This is a genomic window from Dyella silvatica, from assembly GCF_026283955.1.
Classification (GTDB): Bacteria; Pseudomonadota; Gammaproteobacteria; order Xanthomonadales; family Rhodanobacteraceae; genus Dyella_C; species Dyella_C silvatica.
On sequence record NZ_JAPDPE010000004.1, the window covers coordinates 90,663 to 100,864 of the forward strand.

Below are 10,202 nucleotides of genomic sequence, written 5' to 3' on the forward strand. Positions count from 1 at the left end.
CCGCCCTGCTTGCCGATGGCCGCGCATTACCATGAAGCCCTGATGCCGGCGGACAGCGTTCTTCCATCGACTTCGGCGTAGGTCGGCCGATTCGTATAGACCTGGTAGCGGAAGATTTTTTCGCGCGTGATATTGGTAGCGTCGAAAAACACCGAGACGTTATCCATCAGTTTGTAGCTGGCGCTCAGATCCAGCTGCCCATAAGCCTTTACCGTCGTCGGCTGGCTTTCGTCTCCTGAAATCGTCGATAGATATTTGTCGCGCCAGTTGTAGGCCAGGCGCAGCTGGATCGGCCCCTTCTCGTAGTAACCGCTTAGATTGGCCGAGTCGCCAATGCCGGGAACCGCGAACTTGCCGGCCTTGGCGATAATCGACGGACTGATCGACGCGTTGCTGGTGACATGCGTGTAGTTGGCTGCGACGCCCAGGCCGTCGAACGGCGCCGGCAGTCGAGTGAACTGGTAATTGAAGGTGACTTCTTCGCCCTTAATCGTCGCCGAATTCAAATTGACTGGCTGGGTCAGGTCAAAGGGGAATCCGAGGATGGTCGTCTTGGTCGTCACCAGGGTATTGAAGTTGCTGACCTTCTTGTAAAACCCATCGATCGCCACATAGCTGGCGTCGTTGATATACCACTCCAGGCCCATGTCGAAGTTCTTCGAGCCGTAGGGAAGCAGCTCGGCATTACCCTTGGTAACCCCTTGCGTCTGCGGCCTGAAGTTGTAGCTGGTTGCCGCGGAAAGATTACTCAGGTCCGGCCGGGTCACCGTCTTGGAAAGCGCTGTCCGGAAGATGATGTCGTCGCGCAGATTCAACTTGAAGTTGGCCGATGGCAGCCAGTTGCGATAGCTACCCGTCGCCGAAATAGGTGCCAGCGAGCCATAGCTGGGTATCGAATTACTCGTATCGTTCGGATTGACGGTAATCGCCTCCAACGGCACCGAATAAGCGCGCGAGGTCGTATCGGTTTCGGTGTAGCGCAGGCCGACTTCCAGGGTCCAGGGCTTGGACATGATCGTGCCCTGAAAATTGGCCTTGCCATAAGCCGACTTGGTTCTTTCGTTGATCCGGCTGTAAGTGTTTGGGTCCTGCCGCGCGGCGAACGAACCGCCATTGGCGGCCAGCGCCGCGGCGAATGCGGCGGGGTTGGGCAATTGATTGTAGGCCGCCGGACTGGCCAGATAGGCCAGCAGCTTATTCACGTCATAAGTAAGCCATTGGGTCGGAAAACCCGGCGATACCCCATTGGCCAGGTTGCCTGCATTGAAGACATGCGCCCCGATGGCATCGGCGGGGATGGATGCCACGTAGCCGCAGTACTCACCGCACAGCAGGCTATTGGGGGTAACCCAGCTGACCAGGGTCTTGGTTCGATCGGTACCCTCGATGCCGAAATCGAGGCCGGCCAGCGTGCCCTCGTTAAAGCTCTTGGACAAATGCAGTTTGCTCTGCAGAATCTTGTCGCTGACATTCGGCTCCTGGCCGCCGACCGAGCAGCAATGCGCACGCAAGTCCGAGGTGTCGGTGGTCGAAATCAGATTGCTATAGCTGGGCAACTGCGAAGAGCCGTTATTGACCCAGGTCGGGCTGACCCCGACGTTGCGGGTGCCCACGACAAAGAAATAGCTGTTCGCCGACTCCTTATTCCAGGCACGGGATACCGCCGTATCCCAGTCGATGGTGGTCGAATCATTGATCTTGTAGGCAAGGTTGAGACCAGTCTGCAAGTTATAAGCATTACGCGGCGCCGACTGCTCGATGTAGTCGTTGGCAAGCACGCCCGTGTTGCCTCGCGTAAAACTCAAGGCCGTGCCATTGGGGTCGGCGGTAATCGACTTGACGTCCCCGGTATTCATGTAAGAGCCAAAGCCGTGGTATTTCGAATCGACTTTGTAATTCGAAAACATGGTGTCCAGCTTGACGGTCAGGTCTTGGGTGGGGCGCCAGTCGATCGCGCCACTGAGACCTCGCCGCGTACGCGTCTGCTCGTAGACTGATCCGGCCAGCGTCTGTGGCAACGCGATATTGGTGTAGGCGGGATTGATCTTGCTGTAGTTAAGGCCGGTGATCCAGCCCTGCGCATCCACCGATTGCTCGCGGTGGTCACGCTTGTCGTACATGCCCGCGATCAACCAGCCGAAGGTGCCGTCCGCATTCGTGTTACTGATCAGCATCGATGCTCTTGGGGTGACTTTTCCACTCGGGCTCACGCTAAGGCTATCGTTCACGCCGGCGACGCTGGCGGAGGCATGAAAGCCCTTGGTATCCAGCGGTCGCGCCGTAATGATATTGACGGTGCCGCCAATGCCGCCTTCGGCGACATCCGCTGACGCCGTTTTTTGTATCGCCGCCGTGCTGATCAACTGGGACGGCAAGACATCGAAATTGAAGGCGCGGTCGCTGGCATCGGTTGCCATGGTGCGACCGTTGAGCAAGACATTGACAAAGTCGGGACCGAAGCCGCGAACCGTGATCTGGCTGGACTCGCCGCCGGAGCGGTCGACGGCCACGCCGGGTACGCGCTGCAAGGCATCGGCGACATTCTGGTCAGGGAATTTACCCGCCTCCTCGGCCGACACCGCATCCACGACACCCACGGAATCTTGCTTGATCGCCTGCGCCCGGCGGATCGAGGCGAGCTGGCCGGTCACGCTGACAGCGTTGAGCTGGGTGACATCCTTTGCCGGCTTTTGCTCCTTATTGGCGTCCTGCCCGGCGTTCTTTTCCGCGCTTGCCTGGGAGGCATTGGGCGCTGCGGTTGCCTCCTGCGCCTGTGTATTGGAGCAGAACGTCAAGCAGACCGCGCTCGTTACGGCGAACAACACCTGATGGATCGAACCAGCCAGAATCTGTCGTTGCATTCCCCCGCCCTCACCTTTAATGGATCTCATTGAGTTGGCTGCCTGCTCGAGTCCTACGAGATGCAGCACGGCGAATGTGATCGCCGATGGTTTTGTTGCAAGCCGGCGGTTCAGGGCCGACGCTTCGAACATCCGTCATCAACACCGCGCCTGTTGGGCGGCGCCAGTCAGACGAACTACCCCTTGTTACCTGCGCCTTCTAATGCTTCTCCAGGACATCAGGCGCACTTCTCCACTGGCCGACGATGGATTCGCTCCATCGTCGACACCGCTTATGCATCGGTTGTATGTCGCAGTCCGACCCTATTCCGGCACGTGCCGCCGTCCAGCTCGCCTCGATGGCACGCGCATGACGACCTGGCATTAACGGGATAGCAAAAGGTGCATGCCCCGATCGCGCATGATGTCGCGCATCGCTTCGCCGCCCTCGATGACGTGAGGACGAACCAGGAACATGGCCTTCCCGGAAGTACCGCCAGAGCTAATCCGCGCAGAGGAATATGTCGACCGACCGACGTTCCGTCCCGCCTCCCTCAGGAAATCTATTTATCATACAAATACGACTTGAGGGGCATGCTTAGACAATTACGGACGCGACACAAGCTGCATCGCAACATCGACACACGCACGGAAACGCCCGAGCAGAAAGGCCGGCGCGGCACGGCAAGCGGATTGAGTGCACTGCGTCGCAGAAACGCGCAACGGCCGTTTCCACGATGGTCTTGGCCTAGCGGAAATACCACCGGGCCGGCATAGGAAGACTCAACGCATATCGAGCCGATGCGCGTGGCGTGCGCGCGCCTTTGCCGTGGCCGTCGATGTAACGAAAGCAATCCCGGCCATGCACGAACGCTCCACTGAAGACGCGGATCGAGCTGCCGCGCCACGCGCGTCTAAGTAACTGGTCGCTTTGCGGCGAATGCACTGCGTACCGAAGCCTCGGCAGCTGCATGGATCAAACCGCAGCGGCGATAGATTCAAGCCGCGCCTGACCGAAGGCACACCCTGCGCAGGCCTCGCGCCAGGATGTGTTTAGACGTCCATTTATTCCATCGCCGGATGCCTGCATGGAGTGCGCGACCCCGGCGATGCAGCGAAAGCCAGGCCGTCATGCCTTGCGCTGCAAGCTCATGCCACCGTGCACATGGATACGCGGTAAAGAGCGCGAATCAGAACACACTTATTCCGATTCGCGCCAAGCGACCGGCTCGACACAAGCCGGCCAGTGTCGTCAAACAGGCACGCACTGCCAGACCAGCCGGCCATTAACGATGTGCGCCACCGCCACCTGCCCGCCGGGACACACCGGTGCGTTGGCATAGACGTGCGGAATCCTGTCGCTACTGCGGATATCGGCGGCATTCACGGACAGCGCCGTGGCGGCCAGAACCCATCCAACGAAGATGCTCTTCATACCATTCACTCCCCATAGCACGGGCACTGCATGATGAAGGCGTACCAACGACCAGAGGAGTGCCCACGGCCCTGGCCTGCACCATCCGACCGATCATCGGGTAGCCCCCACCCCTGCGCAAGTGGCCCGCGCATGATGACGATGAGCATTGTTGTGCCATCGTGACCGATGCCTCGTTCCGCCATGGCCGCCGTACCGGGCAAATAGCCACGGATAATCGCCGCCATTGAATGATTTCCCTCGATCTGAATAAGGCACAAGCAGGGTTAGCGCCTGCCATGGGCTTTACTCGATAACTCAGCGCGCTTTTCCGGACGATAATCGTCAGGGTAATATCGCCGACGGGGGAATCATCCACTGAAGGGGAGAGCTTTATGATGCGTAATATCGCTTTATCTGCGGGCCTCGTTATTGCAGCCGTATTGGGATCGGCCAGCCCGGCCCATGCCGATGCGCAGTCATGCGCACTGTGCCGTCAACATGTCCAGGAATGCATTCTCGCCGGCGCAAGACCTATTCAATGCGAGACCGATTATGGATTTTGCGTAAGCGAATGTGCCAGCAGTGTCCGCAACGACAGCGCCAAGTTGATGCCGACTCCGATTCAGCCCATTTCACCGGTTATTCCACGCGACGAACGCCTGGTGGCAGGCCTTAAAGGCCCCTGAGCTTTTTAATCACCCGACGTGAATGTCCCGGCACCGGCCGGGGCATTTTGTTATGCAGACAACTCGCTGACGATTATCGTGACCGACAGGTCATCACACGCGCAGCATATGCATGTTTTGTGAAAGCCAGCGCGGCAGCCTAGTCAACAGGGGCGATCTTGATCACTTCACATTGACATCATCAGCGACTCAGGTTCCTACACACCAAGAAAACCGCCTGCGCCCCACCTGGCCAGCACATCCGATGCGTCGCCGAATCTTCACGCGCAGCCTGGCCACTTGACGCAGCCGCTCGGTAACGTGACGAAATAGTCAAATAGACGGCTTATGCCTTACGAATGACCGTGCCGACCCGGCATCGATCAACCGTGCACAACGGCGCCATGGGGCAACATGATGAGCGCATCACGAAATCACTGAAGCGAGCGCTCAACCATCCGCAGTCACGGCCTCGGAAGTCGATGGCTGGATCGCATCGCCTTTCGCCACGACAGGCTCGTCGCCGCCGTCAGTCACGGCGAGCACATCCACCGCCCTGATGCCGCGAATCGTGCGGTTGGCGAGAAACAGCAAGGCGAAGCAGGACAATAGCCCGCCCATGCTCATGAACAACACCGATACCGTGATGTAGTGCGTGAAGGTACCGGCCAGCAGCGCCGAGACCGGGGCGATCGCGGTCATGACCAGGCTCAGAATACTGACCACGCGCCCCAGCAAATGATTGGGAATGCGATGTTGAATCCAGGTGTACAACCCCACCTGCACGAAGCCGGCACCGACGCCGATGGTAAACACCAGGACCAGCGCCACGGCCAGCACCTGGTTGATCCCCATGCCGACCAAGGACAAGCCCGCCACGATATCGGCCATGCATACGGCGACGCCTAGCGGAATCTTCTTCAGCGCGCGCAAGCCAGACAACAAGATGCCCATGAGTTGCCCTGCGCCGCTCACCGAGATGAGCAGACCGAACGCCGCGCTATCGAGCTTAAGCTGTTTTTCCACCAGCAACGGCAGCCCAACCTGCATGGTTCCCATCGCCAGAAAGGCCGCCATGATCCAGTAACCCACCAGTAGACGCAGCACGCGATCGCCCCAAACCCAGCGAAAGCCCGCGAAGATCGCGGCGAACATATGCTTGTCTTTCTCGCCATCGGGCGATTCGGCCGCACGCACCAGTCGCGGCACACTGACCGCGGCAAGCAGAAAACAAATGCCGTCCACCAGAAAGGCCGTACCCAGGCCCTTGGACGTACTCACCAAGATGCCGGCGAGCACAGGACCGGCCAGTACAAAAATCTGCGTGGCACCCATCATGATGGAGTTGGCCGACTGCAACTGCTCCGGCGCAACCACCCGCGGAAGTATCGCCATACGTGCAGGCAGCGTGAACGTGCCGACCAAACCCATCAATACGGCAAAGCCGTAAAGCATCCATAGCGTCACCATGTCGGCAAGCACCAACATGCCAAAGCAGCCCAGCACCACGGCGCTGGCAAGCGATGCCGTGACCAGAATGGTGCGCGGCGAATAGCGGTCGACCAAGGCACCGGCAGGTAGCAAGAAAATCAACCGCGGCAAGCCCATGAAAGCCACCACCATGCCAAGCGCAAGACTCTCTTGAGTCAGCTTCAAGACCAGCCAGGGAATCGCGATGAAGGTGAACTGATCGCCAAGCAAGGCGGCCGCGCTTCCCGCTAGAAGGCGTAAAAAGCCGGGATGACGCAATACGTTTCCGCTACTCATGGTGGTCGTTGGACCCTGTCTGGTGATGGCGGCTGAGAAATGAATCACTCCGCCCGGCGTCTTTCCGCGCCATGGCTTGGCGGAAATCGCACGCGGGACAGGGGCAAGCTTGAGCGAGAAATGTGACGACCATGATGCACGCAATGCGACAAAGGGAATGAGCTGACGCCGATGCCGTGCGTCGTGACTGCATGCTTGCCACCGATGCAGCGAGTCGGCCATAGGATCGACGATACGACGGTCAAGAAAATGTGATGACGGGTATAAAGTCGAATCACGCCGAATTCACGTCGCATGCGTAATCTCGCATGTAATAGCAAAGCCGCCGCGGAACGGACTCACTCATGGAGCTTGGCGAGCCCTTATTTTCAGGGCTCGGAAGAAGTTTGTCGCCTGACTGTCATACAGCCGGGGCGAGCCGGATGCGAGCCCGAAAATGTAATGTCCGTGAAATACCAAAGACAAATAAGTGCAAATTTAGGACACCAGTGCCATTAGTCATAAATAAATAATAACCAATATGGCGCGGATTTTCTTTGGTTAATGATTTACCTGTGGCGTTGAATTCTGTTAATTGCGAAATAACCCCATCCCCATGGAGTCGCTTTATGCAAGAAATCAGTAAGCAGCGATTGAGCGGAAACGTCAGATCCCCACTATTGGTTACCGCCACCAACGGGCATCGTGACCTCGCATCGATCTTTGCCGAACACGCAGCCGTCTTCAAAGACGACCTGCTTGAACATGGCGCCATTCTGTTTCGCGGCTTTCCAGTGGACACGGTGGAAAAATTCAGCGAGGTGGTGAGCGGCGTTTCCGACGCACGACTCAACTACACCTATCGCTCGACCCCGCGCACCTCGCTGGGCGGCGAAGTATTCACGGCGACCGAATTTCCGCAAACGCAAGAGATTCCACTGCATTGTGAAAATGCCTATCAGCGCGACTGGCCCATGCTGGTGGCTTTTTGCTGCCTGCAGCCAGCGACCAGCGGCGGAGCCACGCCGATTGCTTCGGTAAGCGCAGCGAGCAAAGCCATCGGCAGCACGCTGATGGACGAATTCGAGCAGCGCAAAGTGAAATACGTGCGCCACTACCGCCCCTATGTCGACCTGCCCTGGGAAACCGTATTCCAGACCAGCGACAAGAACGAGGTGGCCAGCTTCTGCGAAAGCGCCGGCATCGAGCACAGCTGGCTGGACGAAGAAACACTGCGAACCGGACAAGTATGCCAGGGGGTCGCCACCCATCCGGTCACCGGGGAAAAGGTGTTCTTCAATCAGGCGCACCTGTTTCACGTTTCTTCGCTGGGCGACGATACCGCGCAGTCGATGATCGACATGTTCGGCGCCGATGGCCTGCCCCGGCAATCGTTCTTCGGCGACGGCGCCGAAATCAGTCCCGATGTCCTACATGCGGTTCGCAGTGCCTTGAACCAGCAAACCTATGATGTTGCCTGGCAGCGAGGCGATGTACTGCTGCTGGACAATATGCAGTTTGCGCACGGCCGCCGCACCTTCGCCGGCCCCAGAAAAATCGCGGTCTCGCTGTGCAACCCGTATTCCAGTCAGGCGCCCAGCTAGGAAATCGCCGTGGCGGGGATGATTGCCGTTGTTTGTGCCGGCCGCCGAATGGAAAACCATCGGCGGCAAAACGTGGCCTGAAGCCCATTCAGCGTCTGCCGATGCACGCCGATGTCCCACCCACTCACCCGCATCGAATCCACCGTACGGCTGCCATCGTCTGCTGCAGATAGATGGCCGTTGCATCGTCTTATCCGCCGGATGTCGTCATGAGCCTAGCTAAGCAGAGCGTCTTGCGCCCTCTCTCCGCCCCACAGTCGGAAATGTGGTTTGCCCAGGAGCTGGACCCCAGCAACCGGCTTTATCACAGCTGCGGTTATCTGGACATCGATGGCCCGGTGGATGTCGATGCCTTCAAGCAGGCATTGCAGCATCTTGTCGTCGAGACAACGACCTTGCATCTGCGCTTCTGCGATGGGCCAGAAGGTCCGCTGCAATATCTAGGCGAGCCACCCAGCCTGCCGCTCGACTATGTCGACCTCTCGACCGCGCAGCAGCCGATGGACATGGCATTGGCCGCCATGCATGCCGATGCCATGCACGTTTACGACCTGCGCACGGCGCCGCTGTTCAATTACATACTGTTCAAGCTCAGCGACGATCACTACCTCTGGTACAAGCGCTACCACCATATCGTGCTCGATGGCGCCGGCTCGGCCCTGGACATTAGCCGGCTAGCGGACGTCTATACCGCGCTATGCCAGGGCGTGGCGATTCCCCAGACACATCTTGGCGCCGTCGACGCCCTGCTTGACGACGACCAGGCCTATCGCAGATCCGCACGCTATCGGCGCGACCAGGATTTCTGGCGCGACTACGTGCGCAACCTTGCCGACACCAGCGCGCTTAACGGCCAGCCATTAGGCCAGAGCAGCGATTTCTGGCGCCACGCTGCGCCGATATCCGCCACGCTTACCGCCAAACTGATGGCCGCGGAGAGTGGCGAAGCCAAATGGCCGCAGCTGATCACCGCCGCCGTCGTCGCCTATCTGTATCGAGTCAGCGGCGGCCAGATCGACACCTTCGACTTTCCCGTCGCCGCGCGCGCCAAGCACCTGCGCGACACCCCAGGCACCACCGCCAACGTGCTGCCACTGCGCGTACAGCCGCAAGCCGGCGACTCACTGGCCACACTGGCCAGGCGCAGCAGCCGCGAAATACTGCGCGTGCTCAAGCACCAGTATTTCCGCGGCAAAGATATTCAACTGATGCGTCACTCCGCAGCCAGCACCTTTGGGCCGCGCATCAACATCATGCCGTTCGACTACGGATTTCGGCTCAACGGATATCCGACCTCGTCATGCTCCTTATCCAACGGCCTGGTCAACGACTTCTCGGTAACCCTGGAAGGACAGCCAGGCAAGGCCAGCTGCGTCTTGAATGTCGATGCCAATCGACAGCTTTATGATGAAAGCGATACCGCCGCGCACGCCAGGCGGCTGCTGCATTTTATCGAGCAAGCGGTGGCCGATCCGCTTCGGCCGCTGGACGACATCGACCTGCTCGACAGCGGCGAACGCCAGCAACTTTTGCACGACTGGAATGCCACCGCGCATACCGTGCCCGAGATCAGCGTGCCCGCCGCGTTCGAGCAACAAGTGGCGCGCAGCCCCGACGCCATCGCCGCCGTTTTCGACGACCAGTCGCTTAGCTACACCCAGCTCAACGCACACGCCAATCGCCTCGCTCATCTTCTGATCGCTGACGGCGCCGGGCCGGAAAGTATCGTCGCGATCGCTCTGCCTCGCTCGCTCGAGCTGGTTATCGCCTTGCTTGCCGTGCTCAAGGCCGGCGCCGCTTACCTGCCGCTGGATACCGACTACCCCCTCGATCGGCTGGGCTTCATGCTGGACGATGCCCAGCCGCTGCGACTAATCACCCGCAGCGACATCGCCTTGCCGGCGACCGAGGTGGCGCATTGGCAACTGGA

Annotated in this window: 6 protein-coding genes; 3 read left to right on the plus strand and 3 right to left on the minus strand. The window is 59.2% G+C overall.

The window, feature by feature from the left end; all coding sequences use genetic code 11:
• Positions 1 to 26: 26 nt before the first annotated feature.
• Together OUZ52_RS01740 and OUZ52_RS01745 are read right to left on the minus strand one after the other, a co-directional pair.
• A complete protein-coding gene (locus tag OUZ52_RS01740) occupies positions 27 to 2,861 on the minus strand; it encodes a TonB-dependent receptor (RefSeq protein WP_266156583.1) in 2,835 nt (944 codons plus the stop codon).
• Positions 2,862 to 4,092: 1,231 nt separating this feature from the next.
• Positions 4,093 to 4,275: a hypothetical protein gene (locus tag OUZ52_RS01745; protein WP_266156584.1), complete on the minus strand. Its 183-nt coding sequence runs from the start codon at positions 4,273 to 4,275 to the stop codon at positions 4,093 to 4,095.
• A gap of 374 nt (positions 4,276 to 4,649) precedes the next feature.
• Here OUZ52_RS01745 and OUZ52_RS01750 point away from each other — a divergent pair, with 374 nt between their 5' ends.
• Positions 4,650 to 4,943, plus strand: a complete 294-nt coding sequence (locus tag OUZ52_RS01750; RefSeq protein WP_266156585.1) for a hypothetical protein — start codon at positions 4,650 to 4,652, stop codon at positions 4,941 to 4,943.
• A 429-nt stretch (positions 4,944 to 5,372) separates the two neighbouring features.
• On the opposite strand, the gene OUZ52_RS01755 is transcribed toward OUZ52_RS01750, so the two are convergent.
• Complete coding sequence (locus tag OUZ52_RS01755) at positions 5,373 to 6,689, minus strand: MFS transporter (RefSeq protein WP_266156586.1); 1,317 nt, start codon at positions 6,687 to 6,689, stop codon at positions 5,373 to 5,375.
• Between the two features lie 608 nt (positions 6,690 to 7,297).
• On the opposite strand from OUZ52_RS01755, the gene OUZ52_RS01760 reads away from it, so the two are divergent.
• Positions 7,298 to 8,272, plus strand: coding sequence for a TauD/TfdA family dioxygenase (locus OUZ52_RS01760; protein WP_266156588.1), 975 nt, complete (start codon positions 7,298 to 7,300; stop codon positions 8,270 to 8,272).
• Positions 8,273 to 8,481: 209 nt separating this feature from the next.
• A partial coding sequence (locus tag OUZ52_RS01765) for a condensation domain-containing protein (protein ID WP_266156589.1) occupies positions 8,482 to 10,202 on the plus strand: 1,721 nt, incomplete at its 3' end.

Excerpts from the sequence above, each read along its gene's own strand:
- OUZ52_RS01740 (WP_266156583.1), bottom strand. The coding sequence starts at position 2,861 with ATGCAACGACAGATTCTGGCTGGTTCGATCCATCAGGTGTTGTTCGCC.
- OUZ52_RS01745 (WP_266156584.1), bottom strand. The coding sequence starts at position 4,275 with ATGAAGAGCATCTTCGTTGGATGGGTTCTGGCCGCCACGGCGCTGTCC.
- OUZ52_RS01750 (WP_266156585.1), top strand. The coding sequence starts at position 4,650 with ATGATGCGTAATATCGCTTTATCTGCGGGCCTCGTTATTGCAGCCGTA.
- OUZ52_RS01755 (WP_266156586.1), bottom strand. The coding sequence starts at position 6,689 with ATGAGTAGCGGAAACGTATTGCGTCATCCCGGCTTTTTACGCCTTCTA.
- OUZ52_RS01760 (WP_266156588.1), top strand. The coding sequence starts at position 7,298 with ATGCAAGAAATCAGTAAGCAGCGATTGAGCGGAAACGTCAGATCCCCA.